At 55.8% G+C, this 21,910-nt stretch carries 20 protein-coding genes and 1 pseudogene; 7 read left to right on the forward strand and 14 right to left on the reverse strand.

Annotation, left to right across the window (positions count from 1 at the left end):
• Positions 1-76: 76 nt before the first annotated feature.
• The 3 genes from OMR58_RS16955 to phoB are packed head-to-tail and all read right to left on the reverse strand — an operon-like array spanning position 77 to position 3,045.
• Complete coding sequence (locus OMR58_RS16955; RefSeq protein ID WP_264546470.1) at positions 77-1,000, reverse strand: PstS family phosphate ABC transporter substrate-binding protein; 924 nt, start codon at positions 998-1,000, stop codon at positions 77-79.
• An 18-nt stretch (positions 1,001-1,018) separates the two neighbouring features.
• A complete protein-coding gene (phoR, locus tag OMR58_RS16960) occupies positions 1,019-2,332 on the reverse strand; it encodes a phosphate regulon sensor histidine kinase PhoR (RefSeq protein WP_105590764.1) in 1,314 nt (437 codons plus the stop codon).
• A gap of 23 nt (positions 2,333-2,355) precedes the next feature.
• Positions 2,356-3,045 (reverse strand): phosphate response regulator transcription factor PhoB, encoded by a 690-nt coding sequence (gene phoB / locus OMR58_RS16965; protein WP_105590763.1) that lies wholly within the window; start codon positions 3,043-3,045, stop codon positions 2,356-2,358.
• A 219-nt stretch (positions 3,046-3,264) separates the two neighbouring features.
• Here phoB and sbcD point away from each other — a divergent pair, with 219 nt between their 5' ends.
• The 4 genes from sbcD to OMR58_RS16985 all read left to right on the forward strand — a co-directional run bounded on the left by sbcD (position 3,265) and on the right by OMR58_RS16985 (position 9,010).
• Positions 3,265-4,485 carry an exonuclease subunit SbcD gene (gene sbcD, locus OMR58_RS16970; protein WP_264546471.1) on the forward strand — a complete coding sequence of 407 codons (1,221 nt, stop codon included), beginning with the start codon at positions 3,265-3,267 and terminating at the stop codon, positions 4,483-4,485.
• On the forward strand, positions 4,482-7,853 hold the full coding sequence (locus OMR58_RS16975) for an AAA family ATPase (RefSeq protein WP_264546472.1): 3,372 nt from the start codon (positions 4,482-4,484) through the stop codon (positions 7,851-7,853). Before sbcD ends, OMR58_RS16975 begins: the two co-directional genes overlap by 4 nt.
• A 400-nt stretch (positions 7,854-8,253) precedes the next feature.
• Positions 8,254-8,781: a DUF2778 domain-containing protein gene (locus OMR58_RS16980; protein WP_264546473.1), complete on the forward strand. Its 528-nt coding sequence runs from the start codon at positions 8,254-8,256 to the stop codon at positions 8,779-8,781.
• Entirely contained in the window at positions 8,750-9,010 is a 261-nt protein-coding gene (locus OMR58_RS16985) for a hypothetical protein (RefSeq protein ID WP_200560045.1), read from the forward strand. The genes OMR58_RS16980 and OMR58_RS16985 overlap by 32 nt, the downstream gene beginning before the upstream one ends.
• 27 nt (positions 9,011-9,037) lie before the next feature.
• Here the strand turns inward: OMR58_RS16985 and OMR58_RS16990 are convergent.
• From OMR58_RS16990 to OMR58_RS17000, 3 genes and pseudogenes are all read right to left on the reverse strand, one after another.
• A pseudogene (locus OMR58_RS16990) lies at positions 9,038-9,523 on the reverse strand (Hcp family type VI secretion system effector).
• A 679-nt stretch (positions 9,524-10,202) separates the two neighbouring features.
• Positions 10,203-11,270, reverse strand: a complete 1,068-nt coding sequence (gene qhpR / locus OMR58_RS16995; protein WP_234471767.1) for an AraC-like transcriptional regulator QhpR — start codon at positions 11,268-11,270, stop codon at positions 10,203-10,205.
• Positions 11,271-11,419: 149 nt separating this feature from the next.
• Complete coding sequence (locus OMR58_RS17000; protein ID WP_200560046.1) at positions 11,420-12,424, reverse strand: phosphotransferase enzyme family protein; 1,005 nt, start codon at positions 12,422-12,424, stop codon at positions 11,420-11,422.
• A 230-nt stretch (positions 12,425-12,654) separates the two neighbouring features.
• Between OMR58_RS17000 and eat the strand changes: the two genes are divergently transcribed.
• Positions 12,655-14,019, forward strand: coding sequence for an ethanolamine permease (eat, locus tag OMR58_RS17005; protein WP_105590756.1), 1,365 nt, complete (start codon positions 12,655-12,657; stop codon positions 14,017-14,019).
• A 115-nt stretch (positions 14,020-14,134) separates the two neighbouring features.
• On the opposite strand, the gene mak is transcribed toward eat, so the two are convergent.
• Positions 14,135-15,040: a fructokinase gene (gene mak / locus OMR58_RS17010; protein ID WP_200545339.1), complete on the reverse strand. Its 906-nt coding sequence runs from the start codon at positions 15,038-15,040 to the stop codon at positions 14,135-14,137.
• A gap of 145 nt (positions 15,041-15,185) precedes the next feature.
• Between mak and rdgC the strand changes: the two genes are divergently transcribed.
• Complete coding sequence (gene rdgC / locus OMR58_RS17015; protein WP_105590754.1) at positions 15,186-16,097, forward strand: recombination-associated protein RdgC; 912 nt, start codon at positions 15,186-15,188, stop codon at positions 16,095-16,097.
• A 50-nt stretch (positions 16,098-16,147) separates the two neighbouring features.
• On the opposite strand, the gene ppnP is transcribed toward rdgC, so the two are convergent.
• The 6 genes from ppnP to OMR58_RS17045 all read right to left on the reverse strand — a co-directional run bounded on the left by ppnP (position 16,148) and on the right by OMR58_RS17045 (position 19,786).
• The gene (gene ppnP / locus OMR58_RS17020) at positions 16,148-16,438 is read right to left on the reverse strand and encodes a pyrimidine/purine nucleoside phosphorylase (RefSeq protein ID WP_105590753.1); all 291 of its coding nucleotides are present in this window, start codon (positions 16,436-16,438) and stop codon (positions 16,148-16,150) included.
• 92 nt (positions 16,439-16,530) lie between these two features.
• The gene (locus OMR58_RS17025; RefSeq protein WP_105590752.1) at positions 16,531-17,208 is read right to left on the reverse strand and encodes an AroM family protein; all 678 of its coding nucleotides are present in this window, start codon (positions 17,206-17,208) and stop codon (positions 16,531-16,533) included.
• Positions 17,205-17,990, reverse strand: a complete 786-nt coding sequence (locus tag OMR58_RS17030) for an IclR family transcriptional regulator (protein WP_105590751.1) — start codon at positions 17,988-17,990, stop codon at positions 17,205-17,207. Before OMR58_RS17030 ends, OMR58_RS17025 begins: the two co-directional genes overlap by 4 nt.
• A 298-nt stretch (positions 17,991-18,288) precedes the next feature.
• Positions 18,289-18,480, reverse strand: coding sequence for a YaiA family protein (locus OMR58_RS17035; RefSeq protein ID WP_105590750.1), 192 nt, complete (start codon positions 18,478-18,480; stop codon positions 18,289-18,291).
• A gap of 156 nt (positions 18,481-18,636) precedes the next feature.
• Entirely contained in the window at positions 18,637-19,161 is a 525-nt protein-coding gene (gene aroL / locus OMR58_RS17040) for a shikimate kinase AroL (RefSeq protein ID WP_200560048.1), read from the reverse strand.
• Between the two features lie 169 nt (positions 19,162-19,330).
• The gene (locus OMR58_RS17045; RefSeq protein WP_105590748.1) at positions 19,331-19,786 is read right to left on the reverse strand and encodes a YaiI/YqxD family protein; all 456 of its coding nucleotides are present in this window, start codon (positions 19,784-19,786) and stop codon (positions 19,331-19,333) included.
• A gap of 205 nt (positions 19,787-19,991) precedes the next feature.
• Between OMR58_RS17045 and proC the strand changes: the two genes are divergently transcribed.
• Positions 19,992-20,801, forward strand: a complete 810-nt coding sequence (gene proC, locus OMR58_RS17050) for a pyrroline-5-carboxylate reductase (protein ID WP_264546474.1) — start codon at positions 19,992-19,994, stop codon at positions 20,799-20,801.
• A gap of 82 nt (positions 20,802-20,883) precedes the next feature.
• On the opposite strand, the gene lpxO is transcribed toward proC, so the two are convergent.
• Positions 20,884-21,795, reverse strand: a complete 912-nt coding sequence (gene lpxO / locus OMR58_RS17055; RefSeq protein ID WP_200560050.1) for a lipid A hydroxylase LpxO — start codon at positions 21,793-21,795, stop codon at positions 20,884-20,886.
• Positions 21,796-21,910: the final 115 nt, after the last annotated feature.

The raw sequence follows: 21,910 nt of genomic DNA on the forward strand, positions 1-21,910 counted from the left end.
GGAAAATTCATCGCAGTTGAAAAAAATTCATCTTACCAATGAGGAGCAACCGCGATTAAGACAGATAAAAAGAGGATTACGGTGCCAGCAGGCTCAGCGCGCGCTCGCGCTGCTGCTGTGAAAGCGGCAGATAACCGGCCTGGCTGACCAGCTTCTGACCGTCCGGTGACAGTGCCAGACGCAGGAACGCGGCCGTTAGCGGCTCCAGCGGCTTTCCGGGGGCTTTATTAACGTAAATATAGAGCGGGCGGGCATAGGGATAGAGCCCGCTGCGGATATTTTCCGGGGTTGGCGCGATCCAGTCGCTGCCGCTGCGGGCCACCGGCACGGTTTTCACCCCGCTGATATGAAAGCCCGCGCTGGCGTAGCCAATGCTGTTCAGCGTTCCGGCCACCGCCTGCACCACCGCCGCCGAACCGGGATACTCGCCGACATCTTTGCGGAAATCGCCGTTACACAACGCCTGCTGCTTGAAGAACCCCCAGGTGCCGGAGGCAGAGTTGCGGCCAAAGCGTTGAAGACCACGATCGGACCAGCCCGGCTGCGTCAGCTGTAGATCGCCCCAGGTCACCGGCACTTTCCGCGCCCCGCAGCGGCGGGTAATCGAAAAGATAGCGTCCAGCTGCTGCACGTTCAGCCCGGGCAGCGGGTTGTCCTGATTAACCACCACCACCAGCGCATCCATCGCCACCGGTACTGCCAGCGGCGGATAACCATAGCTATCCTCAAACAGCTGGCGTTCCGGGGCCTGCATCGGGCGGCTCATCGCTCCGAGCTGCGCGGCACCGGCCGCCAGCGCGGTAGGAGCGGTAGACGATCCTGCCGCCTGGATCTGCACATTGATCCCCGGATACTGACGGTTAAAACTCTCGCCCCACAGCGCCATCAAATTGCCCAACGTATCCGAACCCACGCTGGACAAATTCCCCGCCAGCATGCCCTCGCGGGCCGGAGCAACGGAAGTAAACAGCAGCAGCGCCAGCGCCATCAGCTTTTTCATAGCAAGAAACCCGTCAGATTAACGAACCGCATTCTCAACCAGTTCGGCGCTGACAATCAACCTTGGCGGCAACTGGAAGCTGAAACAGGTTTCTTTATTCGGCTCGCTGGTGATATCCAGCCGGGCATTATGGTGGCTCAGCGCGTGCTTAACAATCGCCAGCCCCAGCCCGCTGCCGCCGGTCTGACGGGAACGTGCCTTGTCCACCCGATAGAACCGCTCCGTCAGGCGCGGAATATGTTCGGCGGCAATGCCAGGACCGTTATCCCGCACCTTAAACTGCGCGCCGTGGCTATTGCGCAGCCAGCTGATATCGATACGCGTTCCTTCCGGGGTGTGGTTTACCGCGTTATACACCAGATTAGAGATAGCGCTGTGCAGCTGCTCATCGTTGCCGTATACGCGCAGATGCGGGTCGGTGTGGAAGTGAATCTCATGGCGGCCATTACTGAGAGTTTCTGCCTCACGCTGCAAAATGCGCAGCATTCTGGGCACATCCACTTTTTCCTGCATATCCAGAGCCGGTGCGGCCTCAATGCGTGACAGTGTCAGCAACTGTTTCACCAGACTGTCCATCCGCCGGGTCTGCTCCTGCATGGTATGCAGCGCCTTGTCACGCACCCCACCCTCCAGCACTGAATCATTCATCATTTCCAGATAACCCTGCAGCACGGTGAGCGGCGTGCGCAGTTCATGGCTGACGTTGGCAAAGAAGTTACGACGCGCCCCCTCCAGTTGATGCATCTGCGTGACGTCCCTGGCTACCATCAGCCACTGGCCTTCACTGTAGGGCATCACGCGGAACTCAATATGGCGGTGATTGTTCAGCACCAGCGTCAGCGGGCGGCTGAAATCACGCTGGCGTAGATAGCGGGTAAATTCAGGATAGCGCAACAGGTTAAGGATATTCTGGCCGTTATCCTCAGGCCAGCGCAGCGCCAGCATCTGCTGGGCCAGGCCGTTACACCAGAAAATCGTCCCTTCTTCGGTGGTGAGAATCACCGCATCAGGCAGCGATTCCGCACCGCTGCGAAAGCGTTTAATCAGATGCCCCAGCTCACGACGGCGACGGCGGTTACGCGCCTGCATCTGATAAAGCCCGTAGAAAAGCGGCTCCCAGCTACCCCGTCCGCTTGGCGGGGTCATACTGCGGTCAACCCACAGCCAGTGGGAAAGGCGAAGTAAGTTATTGAAGTGGAAACCCAGCACGCAGAGCACTGAGACTAACAGCAGCCAGGGCAGATACCCGATCAGCAGCCCGAGCAGAAGCGCGGGCAGGCTGGCGAGCAGCAGCTCCAGAAATAATCTCTTCCAGGAGAGGCGTTCCAACACGGTTCAGACTCCAGTGCGAACGATCAGTAGCGTGCAGAGAAACGGTAACCTGTTCCACGAACGGTTTGTACCATACGGTCATGCCCGGTCAGCTCCAGCGCTTTACGCAGGCGACGAATATGCACGTCAACGGTACGGTCTTCGACGTAAACGTTAGTCCCCCAGACGTGGTTTAGCAACTGTTCACGGCTGTAAACACGCTCCGGGTGAGTCATAAAGAAGTGCAGCAGCTTATATTCAGTCGGCCCCATTTCCAGCGGCTGGGTGTCTGACATTACGCGGTGAGAAGACGGGTCAAGGCTCAGCCCCTGCATCTCGATCACCTCTTCCACCGCCATCGGCGAAATACGGCGCATTACGGCCTTGATCCGCGCCATCAGCTCCTTCGGCGAAAACGGCTTGGTAATATAGTCGTCGGCCCCCACTTCCAGGCCGCGCACGCGGTCTTCTTCTTCACCGCGCGCCGTTAGCATCATCACCGGAATATCGCGAGTCATTGCTTCACGCTTCAGATGCTTAATAAACTGAATGCCGGAGCCGCCGGGCAGCATCCAGTCCAGCAGAATCAAATCCGGCCAGGGTTCAATCAGCAGGCTAACCGCGCTGTCGTAATCCTCAGCTTCAATGGGTTGATAGTCGTTTTGTTCAAGAACGAAACACAACATCTCGCGGATTGGGGCTTCATCTTCAACTACCAAAATACGCTTAGCCATTATTGCTCCTGCTAATGTGACAGGCTGTCACGGGGGATATGCGGCGCCATTATGCGTCAGTTTTATGACACTTTTATGAAAAAAACACCCCCAAAATCGGGAGCATAGCGAAAAAGCAGCATGGATGATTTCAACCTGACCGCCGGCAATCACTTGCCCCGTGAACAGCAACAGCGTTTATAATCCCTCGCAACATCATCAGGCTATGCAGGGAGTGACATGCGCATCATTCATACCGCCGACTGGCATCTCGGGCAGTTTTTCTATACCAAAAGCCGGGCGGCTGAACATCAGGCCTTTCTCGACTGGCTGCTGGAGCAGGCGGAAGCGCAGCAGGCTGATGCGATTATAGTCGCCGGTGATATTTTTGATACCGGATCGCCTCCAAGCTATGCCCGCGAGCTGTATAACCGCTTCGTGGTGAATTTACAGCAGACCGGCTGCCAGCTGGTGGTGCTGGGCGGCAACCACGATTCGGTGGCGACGCTGAATGAATCGCGCGAGCTGCTGGCCTGCCTGAACACCCGGGTGATTGCCGCCGCCAGTGACGATATCCGCGACCAGGTGCTGGTGCTCAACACCCGTGACGGCCAGCCGGGGGCGATGCTGTGCGCCATTCCCTTCCTGCGCCCACGTGACATTATGCGCAGCCAGAGCGGCCAGTCGGGGCGCGACAAACAGCAAACATTGCTGGAGGCGATTACCGACCACTATCAACGCTGCTGGCAGGAAGCACAGGTGCAGCGGGCCGCCCTCGATCTGACGCTGCCGGTCATCGCTACCGGGCATCTGACTACCATGGGGGTGACCAAAAGCGACGCGGTGCGCGATATCTACATCGGCACGCTGGATGCTTTCCCGGCCGATGCCTTCCCGCCTGCCGACTATATTGCGCTAGGTCATATCCATCGCGCCCAGCGCGTGGCCAACAGCGAACACATTCGCTACAGCGGTTCACCCATTCCACTCAGTTTTGATGAGCTGGGCAAAGAGAAAAGCGTTTTTGTGGTGGATTTTGCCGACGGCGCGCTAAGCCAGGTCACCCCGCTATCGATTCCGCTGTTCCAGCCGATGCGGATGATCAAAGGCTCTCTGGAAGAGATTGAAGCGCAGCTGGCCGCACTGGAGCCGGACCCGCAGGGAAAATTAATCTGGCTGGATATCGAAATCGTCACCGACGACTGGCTCAGCGAACTTCAGCGCCGCATCCAGCAGCTGACCGAAACGCTGCCGGTAGAGGTGGTACTGCTTCGCCGCAGCCGCGAGCAGCGTGAGCGGGTTATCGCCCGGCAGAATAATGAAACCCTCAGCGAGCTTAGCGTGGAAGAGGTGTTTGCCCGCCGTCTGGCGCTGGAGGAGGGTGAGCCGGAACGGCTGGCTCGCGCAGAAGCCCTGTTCGCGCAGACGCTGGAAGCGGTCCGCCATGAGGAACAGCCGTGAAAATTTTAACCTTACGCTTTAAGAATCTGAACTCGCTGAAGGGCGAATGGAAAATCGACTTCAGCGCCGAGCCTTTTGCCAGCAACGGGCTGTTTGCGATCACCGGCCCAACCGGAGCCGGGAAAACCACCCTGCTGGACGCCATCTGCCTCGCGCTGTATCACGAAACCCCGCGCCTGAAGAGTATCACCCAGTCGCAGAACGACCTGATGACCCGCGATACGGCAGAATGCCTGGCGGAAGTGGAATTTGAAGTGAAAGGCGTGGCCTGGCGCGCCTTCTGGAGCCAGAACCGCGCACGCGGTGCCGCCGACGGCAATCTTCAGGCTCCTCGCGTGGAGCTGGCGCGCTGTGAAGATAATCAGATCGTCGCCGACAAGGTCAAAGATAAGCTGGAAATGATTGCCAGCCTTACCGGTCTGGACTTTGAGCGCTTTACTAAGTCGATGATGCTGTCGCAGGGGCAGTTCGCCGCCTTCCTGAACGCCGATGCCAACAAACGTGCCGAACTGCTGGAAGAGCTGACCGGAACTGAAATCTACGGTCGTCTGTCGGCGCAGGTCTTTGAGCGCCACAAGCTGGCAAAAACCGAACTCGACGGCATGCGCACCCAGGCCTCTGGAATGGATCTGCTCAGCGATGAGCAGCAGCAGGAATTCAGCGACCGCCTGGTGCAACTGGTGGCCGATGAGCAGGTACTCACTTCGCAACAGCATCAGCAGCAACAGCAGCTACAGGAATGGCAGCAGCTGGAGCAGCTCCGGCAGGATCAGAATCATCTTGTCCAGCAACAGCAGCGGCTGACGGAGCAACTCAGGCAAACACGGGACGCGCTGGACAGTGCCGCACAGCAGCGGCAGCAGGCGCAGCAGGCGGAAGAGCAGCATCAGGCGCAAAGGCTGGTGCAGGAAACGCTGATTGCCGAGCAGGTCATTCCCCTCGATCACCAGCTGTCTTCCCTGGGCGATCTGTTGAAACAGCTGGAGCAGGAACGAAGTAAGCACCAACAGTCGCATCAGGCACGCCAGCAGGAGCGAATAAAAAACCAGCAGATTCAGCAGGATAAACTGGAGGCACAGCAGAAACTTCAGCAGTGGCAGGATGCTCATCCCCGCTTCGCGCAGTATGGCGAATCCCTGCCGCTGTGGCGCGAACGTTTCAGCCAGCAGCAAAAAAGTGAGCAGTCACTCTCCGCACTGCGCCTGCGTATTGAGGCCCAGCAGCAGGAACTGCACCAGCTTGACCGTACCCGTCAGCAGCTCGCTCAGCAGGCTGTACCGCTCCAGCAGCAGCTGACCGGGGCGCAGCAGGCGCTGGAAAAGGCCGAGCAGGTACTGACCCCACTACAACAGCAGCATTCTGCCGAATCCCTGCGCGGCGAACTGGAACAGTTTTCCCACCAGCGCCCACAGCGTCAGCAGCTGGCTACGCTACAACCACAGTGGCAGTTGTTAACCACCCGGCGCAGCCGTTTGCAGCAGGATGACCAGCAGCTGGCACGTGAAATAACGCAGACTAGTGAGCAGTTACTTACGCTACGCACCAGCTGGAAAGAGAAAAATCAGCATTTGCAGGATGTTAAGGCGCGCCGCGACCTTGAGCAGCGTATTGCCAGCCTTGAAGAACATCGCGCCCGACTGGAGCCGGGTCACCCCTGCCCGCTGTGCGGTTCAGCCGATCATCCTGCCGTCGCGGAATATCAGGCGCTGCAGCTGTCGGAAACGCAGCAGCGGCTGGCGGAACTAGAACGGCAGGAGCAGGAATTAAAAGAGCGCGGCAGCGCCTGTGCCGAACAGCTGAAGCAGTGGCAGCGGCAGGAGGAACGGCTGAAGCAGGATCGTCAGGAGGCCAACGAGCAGGCTGCCCAGCTGGAAAAGCGGTGGCAAAATGCGGTGCAGGCGCTGGGGCTGACCTTCACCCCTGACGACGGCGAGCAGGTCACGGCCTGGCTGCAAGAACAGGAGCGGCAGGAGCAGAAACAGCAGCAGCAGCTGAATGCGCTTGAGCAGGCTGAGCGCCACTGCCAGCAGCAGAAAGAACATCTCTACCAGCAGCAGCAGGCGATGCAAACGCTGCAGCAGCAAACGCAGCTCCATCAGCAGCAGCATGATTCCGCCAGCCGCCAGCTGGAGGAACAGCGTCAACAACTGGTACAGGAAGAGCAGCAGGCTGCCCAACAGCGCAGCGCACTGGCCGAAAGCCTGCTGCCGCTGGAGTTGACGCTGCCGGAAAACGGCGACTATCACGGCTGGCTGCAGCTGCGCGAACAGCACTGGCAGCAGTGGCAGCAGAACGCCACCGCGCTGACGCAGCTGATACCGGAGCTGGCAACCCTGAGCAGCCGTCAGCAGGCGCTGGACGAGGAGCTGGCACAGCAGCAGGCACAGCTGGAGGCACAAAACCAGCGCATCGCCGAGCAGCAGCAGGCCCAGGCTCACTGCCAGCAGCAGCGTCAGCAGCTGTTTGGCGATCGCGTTATCGCGCATGTTCAGCAGCAGCTGCGCGAACAGGCCACCGAGCATGCGACGGCCATCCGCCGCTATCAACAGCTCTGGCAGCAACAGCAGGACCTGGTGAACACCCAGCTCGGCCAGCTTCAGTCGCTGGATGCACAGCAGCTGGTGCTTGTGGCACGTCTGAAGGAGTGCGAAGAGAAGCTCAACCAGCAGAAGGAAGGCAGCCAGGATAGCAGTGCCGTGCGCGAAGCGCTGGCCGCCAGCGTGGCGGAGCTGAACCGCCAGCTGCGTGAGAATGCCGGATTGCAGGGGCAGCTTCGCCAGCAGCTGAGCTATGATGCCTCGCGCCGCCAGCAGCTTCAGTCGCTTCTGGCGCAGATCGCTGAGAACGAGCAGCGGGTGGAGGACTGGGCGTATCTGAATCAGCTGATCGGCTCACGTGATGGTGATAAGTTCCGTCGGTTTGCCCAGGGGCTGACGCTCGATCATCTGGTATGGTTGGCAAACAATCAGCTCAACCGCCTGCACGGCCGCTATCTGCTACAGCGCAAAACGCAGGAAGTGCTGGAGCTGGAGGTGGTGGACACCTGGCAGGCGGATGCCCGCCGCGACACGCGCACGCTGTCCGGCGGCGAGAGTTTCCTGGTCAGCCTGGCGCTGGCGCTGGCGCTTTCCGATCTGGTCAGCCACAAGACGCGAATCGAGTCGCTGTTCCTCGATGAGGGCTTCGGTACGCTGGATGCAGAGACGCTGGACAGCGCGCTGGATGCGCTGGATGCATTAAACGCTAGCGGTAAAACCATCGGGGTGATCAGCCACGTTGAAGCGATGAAGGAGCGCATTCCGGTGCAGATTCGGGTGCGTAAGATTAACGGCCTTGGCTACAGTCGGCTGGAGACGCCAACGGGATAAGTGCCGTCGGTGGATAGGTGCTGTAATGGCTGGTAGTCGTGGTGGTAGCGAGTTAACGTTGGGGTTTCTGATGGATTGGCGCTGGCGTCGCTGATCACTGGGTGCCTGGCCTCTGCCGAGTGATTTAGCCGTCAGGTTAAGTCGCTGGAGCACAGGTGATCGGTGCCCTGCCTCTGCCGGTGCTGCCGGGCGGGTCCTCGCGCCGCGTTGCGGATGGCCCGGCAGAGGCCGTTCCCCTTTTTTCATTTCGCTCGTTTTCACCGAGGCCATTCATCAATCAAATTGTGAATTGATAACAACTATATTACTGAATAAAAAAACATCGCATAAAAAATAATATTAACGTGTGATAAAGTCGTGCCATCGTTTATGGAATTTACGAAAAGGGGATCATCACCTTATGGCTTTGCAAGGAAAGTTTATTGTTAATAGTGCCGACTTTAGTCCTCTGATATTTTATGGTGTTGGTACATTTCTCGCTTATTCAGGTAATGATCACTATCGCAATCAGTCCGGATGTGTCGGCGTTCAAAATAACGGACCAATACCCGGTGGCCGTTACCATATAGTCAACAGGCCTACGGGTGGCTGGAAAGGCGTAATTCGCACCGATCTTCATGATTTTTACTCCTGGCCGACTTCAAGGCCGGTAATTAAATACGAGTGGTTTGCTCTATATCGCGATGACGGAAAAATTGATGATCATACATGGATCAATGGTGTTGAGAGGGGGAGTTTTCGCCTGCACCCGCCCGGGCCACTTGGAATTTCCCTCGGATGTATTACGCTTCAACACAGAACAGATTTTCTCGCAATTCGTCAGGCATTACTCTCGACACAAAGCGTGAAACTGATTAACGGTCTTATGTCATACGGAACGATTGAGGTTATTCTAAATGGAAGCTCGACGTGTCCCGATGGGGTTTAGAATATTTATTGGTGTAGCGATTTTTTTACTGGTATTTCTTTTGGCACGACCATCCGATCCTGCAACTAAGAGCCAAATAGATTTTTGGAAAAAAACAGCCAGCCTGTTCGGAGAAAGTGACATAGAAGGTTTTGTTGGGATTGCATTACTGACCGGATGCACAATTTTTACTATATTGTGCTACAAGATTGTGATTCGTCAGATAGAAAAAAAACTGAACAATAAATGATAATGACCGGGCTTAGCCCGGTTGCTCCTACGAACGGTCTTCCCAACTATCAGAAAACAAAATATTTCCGTTGCAATATTTCCAGGTGATTTTTTCGTACATGAATGAAACTGACTCCATGTGATTTATTGCGGACATCCCTGCCATTTTCGCATTGGGCATACCAGGATTGACAGACACCACCTTGACACCTTCAAGCAGCATGTTGAAATATTCTTCTTCCTGCCCGGCATGGTTGATCCGATACCATCTGAATTCAGCCGATTTTAGTGTCAGCCCCTTAGACACAGCTTTATAAAGGTATGGACTCGATGAATCGAATTATTTTTCGAAGGAGATCGGGGCATGAAGGCGTTTCCCGGTAATTTTACCTGTAGCAGCGTCAACCGGCAGATTTACACCGTGCGAGAAACCAAGAATTTCGATACTACCTTCTCGATCTTGTACATCGACAGTACCGTGTATATCGGCACCACCATCATCTTTGAGCCAAAGATAAGCGGGAATTGGCATAAAGTTTTTCCTTAAACTTATACATGTAAAAAAACCATTAACTAAACAGCACTCGAAATACAATAAACCCTTTCAGTAAAAGTAACAGTTATTTCTTGAAGACATCAATAAGAGAAAATACTATTGCCCTAACTATCAGAACCAAGACACTGAAACTCCATTTTTTCAACAGACTAAATAATTACTAATTTTTATCACTCTATTCATCAACATCAAAAACCGATACAAAAAAAATTAAAGACCACTACCTTATCAACGCGAAGACAGGCTGGTGCCCTGGAATGGCAATCCGCAGCGCTGAGCGCAGTGAGAAGGTCAGGTTAAGCCCGCAGGACGCGGGCGCGAGGTGCGGATTCATTTTTCACAAAGCACGTTGAAGGCCACGCCCTGTCAAAGCGAAGACCGGCTGCTGCCCCGGAATGGCAATCCGCAGCGCTGAGCGCAGTGAGAAGGTCAGGATAAGCCCGCAGGACGCGGGCGCAAGGTGCGGCCGGGACAAGGACGTCCCGTCCGTGCCGCTCCGGCAGACCGACGAACGGAGCGAAGGTATCGCGCAGCGCGCGACGTGAGGACCGCCAACCCGGGGCTGCAGCCGGTCAGCGCAGAGCGCTAAAATGCCAGACAACACCAGATCCATTCTCAAAGAATCTACAATTCAGCAGATCACACGATGCAAACGTTAACTCGCCTGCTCCTCCTGCCGCCACTGGCGCGGACTCACGCCAAACCAGCGGCGGAAGGCGCGGGAAAATGCACTCACCTCAGAATACCCCAGCAGCAAAGCCATCTCAGAAATCGGCAACTGCCGCTGCTGCAAGTAGTGGGTCGCCATCTCACAGCGCACCTTGTCGACCAGCGCGGTAAAACTCACTCCCTCTTCACGCAGACGGCGCTGCAATGACCAGCTCGACATCCCCATATTTTCCGCCACGTCCTCCAGCGTCGGCTCTCCCTGTAGCAAAGCCATATTCACCTGAGAACGCGCCCGGTCGATAAGATTCTGCTGGCTGGCGCTGGCATTAAGCCGCCTGATAGCATCCTGCATCACCCCTAACAACAGCGGATCGCTGTCCGGCATCGCGCGTGCCAGATCCCGCTTCATAATCACCAGCGAGTTAAACGGCTGATCGAAATAAACCGGGGCATCAAACACCTTACAGTGCTCGTGCCACTGCTCAGGGCGCGGATGCTCAAAATGCACCTCGCGCGGGGCCCAGTTTTTGCCCGCTACGTGGCGAATAAGATTGAGGAACATACCCAGCGTTAATTCAGCATCCTGACGGCGGCAAAGAATCGCACCGTGGCGCACCTGATAATCCAGCCGCCAGCTGTCGCCTTTGTCCACCAGCCGGGTCAGCGTGTCGCGCTGGTGCCACGGGAAAGCATGAACGACATTGTGCAGGGCCTGTTCCAGCGTTGCGCTGCACAGCCCGATATAGCCAATCAACCCTAATGACTGCGGTTTAAACTGCCTGCCGTAGTGTAAACCGAAGTTATCACAGTCCGAATAGCGTGCCGATTCTTCCATCACCCGGCAGTAGTTAATCAACCCCAGACTCAATGTCGGCTGGGCCAGCAGTTCGGCATCAATACCGCTGATGCCGAAGATGCGGTCAACGTCACCGCCACGCTCACTGATAAAACCACTTAATCCGCTGGCTGCCGCGGCCAGCACACCGCGATTGCTGACACTTCCGCTGTGCAGAACATGGCTGATATCGGGATGTCTGTTCAGTAAAGTTTGCATGATCATCATCACCTTATGCCGCCGTAGATACCTTGATTAACAGCAAATATCGTACCAACTGCATCCTGAGTGAAAATCAACATGTTAGCGTCGTTCGACAGCGTACCAGGCACCGCCAGCGCGCAGTGTTGCTCGCTGGCGGTGCAGGATCACGCGCCGATCGGCAGCCCGTCGCTCTCCAGATAGAAGCGGCAAAGACGAACCGAATGATCCGCCCAGCGCGATCCCAGGCTCTGGGCCATTTCCGTTTCCGCGTGCGATCCCGCCCAGGCAAGTAGCTGAATACGGCGCTGGATCAGCAGCGTCGGCACTTTCTCCATATCGGCATCGCTGATGTGTGCCACCTGCTCATAGCCGCGCAGCCAGTTGTCCACCCATTCACCGGCGCGGGGATGATGCTCAACAAAGCTAATCGCTGCCGCCAGATCGTGCAGATACCAGCCGAAACCGCAGTCGTCAAAATCGATCACCCGCGTCTGACCATTGTCCAGCAGCAGGTTCGTCAAACGCAGATCGGCGTGAATCAGACCGTAGCGCTGCGGATCTTTACCAAAATCGGCCATCTCTTCGCCAACCCGCGCAATGGCTTCATCGACGATCCGGTGATCGGCAGGACGGAGATTCGGCGCATCGCGCCAGTCTCCCCAGTGGCTCTGCGGGCTGACCATCGTGTGGTGATCCCAGACGATCCGCTGAAAGCCCGCCGGGCGCTGCCAGCTGCGGCTGTGCTGATGCAGGCGTGCGGTGATATTCCCCAACTGCTGGAAGGCGCGCGGATCAACGTCGGTGCCCGGCATCTCACCTTCTATCCAGTTGAACAGCACAGCGTGGCGCACCGAGCCGTCCGCCATCGTCAGAGTCTGCACTCTCTGCCCTTCAACATCGCTCACCGCCTGCGGCACTTCAATACCGGTCTGGCGCAGGGCATCGAGCCAGTGCAGTTCACTTTCAATATCCGCCCGCTGATGATAGTCGGCACGGTGCAGCCGCAGGGCATAGCGTTTTCCAGCGGCCTGTAGCAAAAAGGTCGCATTTTCTGAACGACACAGCAGGCTCAGTTTTCCCTGTAACGAAGGCGCATAGCGACTTAATGCACGTTCGGCCAGGCGCAGCAGCGCTTCATTACTCAGGGTGTCATATTGTTTGGCGGTCATTATCAGGCTCCATAGTCAGCGTTGGGCTCTACTTCCGTGCCTTCAGCATCCTGTACCCGACAGTTTCCAGCTTGACCTTAAACGACCCAGTTTTGACCGCAGCGTACAGAGCGTGCTTTTCGCATGATTAAGTTGACCACAGGTGACAAATCTCATTGCTGCCGTCAAGTTTCCCTCAGGGGCCAGCGTCATTATCGGGTCACGACAACATCAATGACGGGGAATACGCTATGAACAACACTTTGAAGCCCGCATTAGGGACAATACACCTGTGGGGCATTGCGGTAGGGCTGGTGATTTCAGGGGAATATTTTGGCTGGAGTTACGGCTGGGGTGTGGCGGGAACACTCGGTTTCCTGCTGACAACGCTCATGGTTGCCACCATGTACAGCTGCTTTATCTTCAGCTTTACCGAACTGACTACGGCCATTCCACATGCCGGCGGTCCGTTTGCCTACAGCCGCCGCGCGTTTGGTGAAACCGGTGGCCTGATTGCCGGTATGGCCACGCTGATCGAGTTTGTCTTTGCACCACCGGCAATCGCCATGGCTATCGGCGCTTACCTGAACGTGCAATACCCGGAACTGAACCCCAAATATGCCGCCGTCGGGGCCTATGTGGTGTTTATGACGCTGAATATTCTTGGCGTGAAGCTGGCGGCCATGTTCGAACTGGTGGTGACGGTGCTGGCGGTACTGGAGCTGCTGGTGTTCATGGGCGTGGTCGCCCCGGGGTTCAGCATCGCGAACTTTGCCGCCAACGGCTGGGCGGGCGGAGAACACTTTGGCCTCCCTGCGGTATCCGGCATCTTTGCCGCCATTCCGTTTGCTATCTGGTTCTTCCTCGCTATCGAGGGTGCAGCGATGGCGGCAGAAGAAGCGAAAGATCCGAAACGGACCATTCCCCGCGCCTATATCGCCGGTATTCTGACCCTGGTGGTGCTGGCAATTGGCGTGATGCTGATGGCGGGCGGAGCCGGTGACTGGCGTACCCTGTCGAATATCAACGATCCGCTGCCGCAGGCAATGAAGATGATCGTCGGCAGCAACTCGAACTGGATGCATATGCTGGTGTGGATTGGGTTGTTTGGACTGATTGCCAGCTTCCACGGCATTATTCTCGGCTATTCGCGTCAGTTCTTTGCTCTTTCCCGCGCCGGATATCTGCCTGCCGGTCTGGCTAAGCTGTCACGCTTTCAGACACCGCACCGGGCAATTATCGCCGGTGGCGTGATTGGTATTGCGGCCATTTTCAGCGACAGCTGGATTAACCTGCAGGGCATGACGCTGACCGCCGCGATGATTACCATGGCCGTGTTTGGCGCCATTGTGATGTATCTGATGAGTATGCTGAGCCTGTTCCGCCTGCGCCGCAGCGCACCGGAACTGGATCGCAGCTTCCTTGCACCAGGTTATCCGATTGTTCCGGGCATCGCGCTGGTGCTGGCGGTGGTTTGCCTGATTGCCATGCTGTGGTTTAACCCGTTGATCGGTGCCGTCTTCGTTGGACTGATGGCGGTGGCCTACATCTGGTTCCTGATGACCAAAAGCCTGCGTGATAACGCACCGCGTGATGTCATGCTTCAGGGCGAATAAACCTTAAATCCGTTGTTCTGCTCGGGCAGACCTTAACCATCCGGGCACGGCCATCATCACGACGGCCGTGCCCTTTTCGTTTACAGCTCAGAGAAAGGTGTGGCGACTCCGAGGCTTATAGCGGCCACAGCCAAGCCGCTCCGCGCACGCCGCTGGAGTCACCATGTACCGCCTGGCGAATCGGGGTGGCGAACTCGCCGCCGAACACCCAGTTTTTGACCAGCTGCGGCACGGTCTGATACAGCCTGCTGACGTTACTCATGCCCCCGCCCAGCACGATCATATCCGGATCAAGAATATTCACCACGTGCGCCAGCGATTTCGCCAGTCTCAGTTCATAGCGGCTCATCACCAGCTCCGCTACCGGGTCCTGCTGCTCGATCTGTTGAATAATTTCCGCACCTTTGCGGTCGATGCCGCTGAGCCGCTGGTAGTCGGTGGCAAAACCGGTGCCGGAAATAAAGGTTTCGATGCAGCCCGCTTTGCCGCAGTAGCAGGGCACTTCGCGGCGGTAGTTCAGCTCGTCTTCATCCATCCACGGCAGCGGATTATGCCCCCACTCTCCGGCGTTACCGTTACCACCGCTGTGCGCCTGGCCGTTCAGCGCCACGCCTGCACCGCAGCCGGTGCCAATAATCACCGCAAAGACCGTTTGCATCCCGGCGGCAGCGCCGTCCACCGCTTCAGACACGGCCAGGCAGTTTGCATCATTGGCAATACGAACTTCACGCCCGAGCAGACGCTGTAAGTCTTTATCCAGCGGTCTGCCGTTCAGCCAGGTGGAGTTAGCGTTTTTGACCAGTCCTGTCACCGGTGACAGCGTGCCGGGAATGCCCATCCCTACCGTTCCCCGCTGCCCCGTGGCCGCTTCGGCTCGCTTCACCAAATCGGTAATAGCCGCGAGCGTCTGCTCATAGTCGTTACGCGGCGTGGGTACGCGATAGCGATACAGCTCTTCACCCTGGTCTGACAGCGCAATCACTTCTGTTTTCGTGCCACCCAAATCGATACCGATACGCACCCGTTATTCCTTATAATTTAACGTTCAGATCATTACCTTAGAAGGCGAAAGGCTGAAAGGCAATGAAACACCGCCGCTGATTCGTTATCATGCGCGCTGACTTTGAACTTGCGCGCCATTTACGCGCCCTGAGAGGGAATGCACCATGCTGTGGTTTAAAAATTTGATGGTTTATCGTCTTAATCGCGAGATCCCACTGGCGGCAGACGAGATGGAAAAACAGCTCGATGCCTTCTCTTTCACCCCCTGCGGCAGCCAGGATATGGCGAAAACCGGCTGGGTTTCCCCTATCGGCCCGCGCAGCGACGCGCTAACCCACGTCACCAACGGTCAGATCCTGATCTGCGCCCGCAAAGAAGAGAAAATTCTGCCTTCTCCGGTGATTAAGCAGGCGCTGGAAGCCAAAATCAGCAAGCTGGAACACGAACAGTCGCGCAAGCTGAAAAAAACCGAAAAAGACTCGCTGAAGGATGAAGTCCTGCACAGCTTGTTGCCGCGCGCCTTCAGCCGCTTCAGCCAGACCTGGCTGTGGATCGACACGGTGAACAACCTGATTATGGTTGACTGCGCCAGTGCGAAAAAAGCCGAAGACACGCTCGCCCTGCTGCGTAAAAGCCTCGGTTCACTGCCGGTGGTGCCACTGACGCTGGAAAGCCCGATTGAGCTGACGATGACCGAATGGGTGCGCTCAGGCGATCTGCCTGCCGGATTTGCGCTGATGGATGAAGCCGAGCTGAAAGCGATTCTGGAAGACGGCGGCGTAATCCGCTGTAAAAAACAGGATCTGGTTTGCGATGAGATCGCTAACCATATTGAAGCCGGCAAACTGGTGACTAAACTGGCGCTGGACTGGCAGGAGCGCATTCAGTTTGTGCTGTCGGATGACGGCTCACTCAAGCGCCTGAAATTTGCCGATACGCTGCGTGAGCAGAATGATGATATCGATCGGGAAGATGTTTCCGGCCGCTTCGATGCCGATTTTATTCTGATGACCGGTGAACTGGCCGCGCTGATTAGCAATACCGTTGAAGCATTAGGCGGCGAAGCCCAGCGCTAACGGATAGCAAAAGGCGCGCCGGGGGCGCGCCTTTTGCTGGATTTCGCAGATTAATCTTTCAGATAGCGGCACAGATAAGCAGAAGGCTCGGCAACCTGAAGATGGAACTCGCTGTGGCCCGGCACATTGAACACATCGCCCGGCTGATAGTATTTCCACTCGGCTTCACCCGGCAGCAGCACTTTCAGCGAACCGCTCACTACGGTCATTTCTTCCGCCTGTGCGGTACCAAAGGTGTATTCACCTTCCGCCATCACGCCAACGCTGGCGCGGCCGGTGCTGGCGCTGTCAAAACCAATAGACTTCACTTTACCGTCAAAATACTCACTAACGTTGAGCATATAAATTCCTTAAAATCAGATACAAAGGTAAGCAGGCAATATAGAGGCATTTTTACCGGGCTGTCACGCTTTTTCACCGGTCTGAGTGACCTTTACAGCAGTAGTTCCGCCGCCAGCCTGGCCACCAGTACGTTTGGCAACAGCACGGGAATCCCTAACAGCTTCTGTAAAAAATCACGGTGCCGCTGCTGGTAGCCAATACTGTCGAGCACCACCACATCCGCCCCCTGCTCCTGCAACGACAGCGCCGCATCGATTAACCGTTCCTCGTCCGGGTGCTCCGGGCTGGCAACGGCAAAACAGGGTGGATAAGAGAGATTTTTCCATTTTCCCGCCAGCCGATCCTTCAGGCCATCCTGCGGCAGCATAATCCCCACCTGATGGCCTTCAACGATAGCCTCAACCAGCGGTGGAACAATGCGGTCTGGTTCCAGCAACGTGGCATGTCGGGTCGTCAGTCCGCTGAATTTTTCACTGCTAAGCAGCAGAATGATTTCGTAGCCCGAGCGCTCTAACTGGTCTATACGCTGCTGAAGACCGCGCTCAATGCAGGCCGCAGAAAGCAGCAGTTTGCTGCCGTCATTCAAATGAATCGACATCACGTTTTCGGCCGCCACGGCACCGTACTGCTGTTCAATCTGCGCAGGCGTCAGGCCGTCCAACAGGCCACTGTGGACAATACGATCGGCTGGCAAATGTTCCAGCAGTAGTGGAACAATGTCACTATTCGTTGACTGCCCGGGAGTCAGCGTGACCAGGGTATTATTCATAGATTACTGCTCCGCGATGTAAAAACGGCACGGTCCCCGTACTTGCCAGCCAGCTGGCGGGTAACCATTTGCAGCGCATCCAGCGCGATAGGTGAAAACAGTTGATCCTGGCTTTGCGTTGGAAAAGAGAGGCTCAACGCCACGGTTTCTCCCCGGTGTTTATTGCTCAGCGTAGTGGCGATAGCACTGATGCCCGGCAGGGCTTCGTTACGAGCCAGCGCCCAACCGCACTCGCGAATACGATCTAACTCTGCCAGCAACTGCTGAATCGTTTGCGGGGAATTAGGCGAACTGACTCGCCAGGCTCCAGCATAAAGATTACGCACATAGTCATCGCTGTAGCGGGATAAAATAGCGCGTCCAACGGAGGTTTCCGCCGCAGGAAAGCGACTCCCCGGCGGCGTGACGGCCTGAACGTACATTCGCCCCTGGAACATGCGCATCACCAGCACATCGCGCCCTTCCAGTACCGATATATAACCGGTGCAGCTGGATTCAGCGGCCAGCCTCGCCATCATCGATGATGCCCCATCGACCAGCGGCGTGGAGAGATAGTGGCTGGCCAGAGACAGCAGCATCTGTCCGAGGTGGAAACAACGTGTATCGGGGTTTCGTTCCAGCAGCCCCTGGCTTTCCATGGTCGCCAGCAGCCGTGAGACGGTACTTTTCGGCAGCTTCAACGCCGCCACTACGTCAGTAAACGACAGCCCCTGCTGCCCCTGTACCAGGCCCTGCTGGTTAAATAATTTGAGTACCGCCGTCGCGTTTTCTAACGTTGTCATTCGGTGAGTTCCATTTTCAGGAACTCATGTTCCTGTTTTGTTAATTCACCCTACGGTCGGCAGGATCGCCGGTCAAGAATTATAAATTCCAGCCAGGGAATGGCAAAAACACGGGAAGTGGCTTAACCACGGGGAGAGGAAACATTCCTGTTGGAAAGCGTAAGTGAGAGAAAATATTGCAGTGAAACAGGCTTTAACGGTAGAGGGTTATGCTACCGCCGAAGCGGGTAAGTAGAAAATACTCTCCGGTTGAAAATGCAAGATGAAGAAATCGTAATACGGCATCCCTGCCCGGCGCTTACTCTTTAGAACGATCTTCGTATCGCGCTTTGGCATCCAGTGCTTCCTGCTCGGTTTCATGCTCGCTGATCAGGGAATCGGGCTTAGGATGATCGGCACGCAGTTCGTACCAGATGACGGTGTTGTCGGGTGCGCCCTTGTTCACCGGCACAACCGAGGCGTGGCGTGGATAGGGTGGTTTACCTGGCATATCACATTCCCTCCTGCGGTTAGCGACTCAGGTGGCAGAGAGTTCTACCAAATCCGATCCGTGTAAGGATCTGACTTAATTATAGACATTATCAGCCACTTATCGCTTTGCATGCGGAGATACAGAATTATCCGTAACCCTGACTCCTGGAGGAACTCAGCTTGCGCGAGCCAGGGAAAGTGCGTTTACAATCTGCTGCACAACGGCTTCCGGGGACTGCATCGCATCAACAATATGATGCGCAGCCTGCCGGTAGAGCTGGTCACGGGCTGCAAGCACCTCGGCCATTTCTTCAGCGATGGGACGACCGGTCAGCGTCGGGCGCTGCGCATTTTCAGGATAGGCTTCCAGCCGCAAGGCCAGAATTTCAGCCGGCGCGTTGAGATAAATCACGTGCCCGTTATCGTGCATAAACTGACGATTCTCGGCAGCCAGAATCATGCCTCCACCGGTGGCGATAACTTTGCCGGGCGCGGTAACGGCAATCAACGAGGCAGACTCACGGCTGCGAAAGCCTGGCCACCCTTCTTCCGCAACGATTTCCGCCACGGTCTTACCACTAACCTGTTGCAGATAATAGTCGGTATCGCAGAAGTCATAACCCTGTGCCGCAGCCAAAGCCTGGCCAACGGTAGTTTTCCCGCAGCCGCGAGCGCCGATGAGATAGATGGGTAATGACATAGCAAGACTTTCCTAACAAAGCGGAGTAATGAACGATGCCGGGCATAATACCGGACATTTTCTGCCGGAACCACCAGTAACGTTTTATTTACAGTCAGGTTGAAGTAAAATCCAAACAAACCACTGTTTTAAATGAAAAATTATGTGTAAAAAATAAATTACACTGGGCCTATTTCGCCCTTTTTTGCTGCTGTAGCCATTTGTCCAGCTCGTTGGCGAAGGCCTGACGATCTCGCTGATTCAATGTTGACGGCCCACCGGTCTGCACTCCGCTGGCCCGCATCGTATCCATAAAATCACGCATCGTCAGGCGCTCGCGGATAGTCGCCTCGCTGTAACGTTCGCCGCGAGGGTTGAGTGCCACGGCGCCTTTTTCCATCACTTCCGCTGCCAGTGGGATATCGGCGGTAATCACCAAATCGCCCGCTTCTGCGCGCTGGACAATTTCATTATCGGCGACGTCAAAACCAGGTGCGACTCGCAGCGTACGAAGGAAACGCGACGGCGGCACGCTGAGCGACTGATTCGCTACCAGCGTCACCATCACCTGCTCACGATCCGCCGCGCGGTACAGCACTTCTTTGATCACTTTTGGACACGCATCGGCATCTACCCAGATTGGCATCACCACTTCCTTTCGTTGAAAATTGATAATAAGACCGATCTTCCCATTCTTTTGCCGAATGGCAAACTTAATCTGCGGCGACCCGCCAATTAGCCTGAACTGTACTCGGCCAAAACCTTTCGGTTTAAGCCAGCTCAAAGCTGCGTTAAGGTGGAGGGATGAGGTAAGCACACACATTTTTTACAGAACTCGCAGGGAGAATACGGTGGACAAGAAAATCGGTTTTATTGGCTGCGGCAATATGTCGAAAGCCATCATTGCAGGACTGGTCGCCGCCGGGCAGGTTACGCCGGAGAATATCTGGGTTTACGACCGCAAACCGGCAACCAATAAAATGATGCAGGAGCAGTATGGCATTACCCCGGCCGCAAGCGCGGAAGACGTCGCCCGTGAGGCCGATATTCTGTTTGGCGCGGTGAAACCTAACGTCATCCTCAACGTACTGAAAGACGTTGCCAACAGCCTGAACAAAGAGAGCGTTGTGGTATCTATCGCCGCAGGCGTGACGCTCGACTCGCTGGCCAGCGTGCTGGGCCACGACCGCAAAATTATTCGCGTCATGCCGAACACGCCGTCGCTGGTTAACGAAGGCATGACGTCGGTGACGCCAAACGTACTGGTATCCCATGAGGAAGCGAAAGAAGTCGTTGAGATTTTTAACGGCTTTGGCAAAGCCGAACTGGTGCCGGAATATCTGATCCATTCCGTTGTTGGCGTAAGCGGCTCGGCACCGGCCTACGTGTTTATGTTTATTGAAGCGATGGCGGATGCGGCAGTGCTGGGCGGCATGCCGCGCGCGCAGGCCTATCGTTTCGCGGCCCAGGCGGTAAAAGGCTCCGCACAGATGGTGCTGGAAACCGGTAAACATCCGGGCGAACTGAAAGATATGGTTTGCTCTCCTGGCGGTACCACTATCGAAGCGGTAAAAGTGCTGGAAGAGAAAGGCTTCCGTGCTGCTGTTATCGAAGCGATGCAGCAGTGCATGGCTAAATCGGATCGGATGAGCCGGGCGTAATTTACTTTCTCATTTTTGCGCGAACTAAGGCGAGTAACCCGTATGTTACTCGCCGCATCATATATTGCCGCCCAACGAAGGACTAAAGAATCAGGCCAGGCACGATAATAATGGCAAAAATCAATGCAATAAGTCCGTGCTTAACCCAGTAGTAAAGCTTGCGATTGCGTTTTTTTAGTCGCTGACCGGCATCGCGCAGGCGGTTGACGTACTTAAAGATGCGGTTAATCCCCCCAACCCGATCGTTTTCATCATTAGGCGAACTGGCGGCAGACATCAGCGTCGCTCCTACCCAATGATTCACCGCCTGCGCCCAGCGCCATTTCATCGGGCGTTCAATATCGCAAAAAAGGATAATGCGCGTCTGCTCCGTCTTATTCTGCGCCCAGTGAACGTAGGTTTCATCAAACAGTACCGCCTCGCCGTCACGCCAGCTATGGCGCTCTCTGTCGACCTCAATAAAACAGCGATCGTCGTTCGGCGTTACCAGCCCAAGGTGATAACGCACGGACCCCGCATAGGGATCGCGGTGTTTTCCCAAATGGCTCCCTGCGGGCAGTTCGGCGAACATGGCCGCTTTAATTGAAGGGATCTTACTCAACAGCTCACTGGTTACCGGGCAAAGCGACGTCGCTGAGGGGTGCGCATCACCGTACCATTTAAGGTAAAAACGCTTCCAGCCACGCTTAAAGAAGGTGTTAAAACCTGCATCCTGTTGAGTCTGCGAAGCTTTGATATGATCCTGAAGTTGCAGGGCCTCCTGACGAATTGCCTGCCAGTTGTCGGTTATCTGCTGTAGTTCAGGGAATTCAGCGGGATCGAAATATGGCTGCTTCGCGGGTAGCTTAGAAAAACCGGTCATAAACATATTTACCGGTGCCATAAAGGTTGAGTGATCGAACAATTGCCGAGAGAACTTCTGCTTTTCCACACCGCGTGAATGCGCATAGATAACGCTAATCACAAAGATACCAATAATAATTAAAGCCACCATGTCAGTCTTCCTTAGCTTACGCCCACGTTAAACACAGGAGTACGGTGCTCCCGGATCACGCAGGAAAGAATGTGAAGCCTGGAATTCTAATAATAGGCAGCAGGAATAGTTAATC

The organism is Erwinia sp. INIA01, from assembly GCF_025947915.1.
GTDB classification, from domain to species: Bacteria; Pseudomonadota; Gammaproteobacteria; order Enterobacterales; family Enterobacteriaceae; genus Erwinia; species Erwinia coffeiphila.